This is a genomic window from Methylobacterium sp. D54C, from assembly GCF_053345595.1.
In genome coordinates, this window is sequence record NZ_JBKFAK010000087.1 from 1 (window position 1) to 1,238 (window position 1,238).

Annotated in this window: 1 protein-coding gene; it reads left to right on the plus strand. The window is 64.9% G+C overall.

Annotated elements, in window-relative coordinates:
• Positions 1-53: 53 nt before the first annotated feature.
• Positions 54-1,222 (plus strand): IS3 family transposase gene (locus ACLBYB_RS32605; protein ID WP_447701353.1). Its coding sequence is split into 2 segments (ribosomal slippage): positions 54-321 and positions 321-1,222, totalling 1,170 coding nucleotides; the frame shifts between segments, so codons are not numbered across the junction.
• The last annotated feature ends 16 nt before the right edge of the window (positions 1,223-1,238 follow it).

Here is a 1,238-nt window from a genome sequence, read left to right on the forward strand (position 1 = left end):
TGGACTTGCTCCGCAAAAGTGGAGAGCTCTTTTCCTGAAGGAGGAGGGTTCCGATGGCAGACCGGAAGCAAACCTTTACCCCTGAGTTTCGTGCTGAGGCGGTGCGATTGGCGCAGACGAGCGGGCGGTCTCGCCGGGAGGTCGCCGCCGATCTCGGCGTCGGGCTCTCGACGCTGCGCAACTGGATCGACGGCCGGCGTGAGCGGGAGATGGACAACCCGCCGGCCGATCGGCAGGAGGACATGGCCGCCGAGCTCAAGCGCCTGCGGCGCGAGAACGAGGTGCTACGCCAGGAGCGAGAGATCCTGAAGCGGGCCACGGCTTTTTTCGCCAAGGAGGGAAGTCGATGAGGTTCCGCCTCGTCGACGCGGCGAAGAAGGACTTCCCGGTCGCGCGCCTGTGCAAGGTCCTCGATGTCAGTCCGAGCGGCTATTTCGCCTGGAAGAACCGTCCGGCCTCGACGCGGCAGCGCGAGGACCTCGTGCTACTCGCCCATGTCCGATCCGCCTTCACGCTCTCGCACGAGACGTATGGCAGCCCGCGCATGACCCACGAGCTGCGCGAGCAGGCCCTGGCGGCAGGCCGGCGGCGCGTGGCCCGGCTGATGCGGGAGAACGGGCTCAAAGCCCGCCAGCCGCGGCGCTTCCGGCGCACGACGGACAGCAGCCACGCCTTTCCAGTCGCGCCCAACCACCTCGACCAGGACTTCACGGCGGCCGGACCGGATCGCAAGTGGGGAAGCGACATCTCCTACATCTGGACGCGGGAGGGTTGGCTGTACCTGGCGGTGGTCCTCGATCTGTACTCCCGACGGGTGGTAGGCTGGGCGGCGAGCGACCGGCTTCACAAGGAACTCGCGCTGACCGCGCTGCGGCGTGCCCTCGTCGTCCGGCAGCCCGGACTAGGTTTATTGCATCATTCCGACCGCGGCAGTCAGTACTGTTCGAATGAGTATCAGGCGGAACCACGAGGACATGGCATCGTAATCTCGATGTCCGGCAAAGGAAATTGTTATGATAACGCGATGGTCGAAACGTTCTTCAAGACGCTGAAGAGCGAGTTGGTCTGGCGCACCGCGTTCCAGACGCGAGCCGAGGCCACCATCGCGCTGGCCCGTTACATCGATGGCTTCTACAATCCCTGCCGCCGTCACTCGGCGCTGGGCTTCAAAAGCCCCACTGAGTTCGAGAGGGGCATCGCCCACCAAACCGCTCTCCACTGAACTGAAGCAAGTCCAG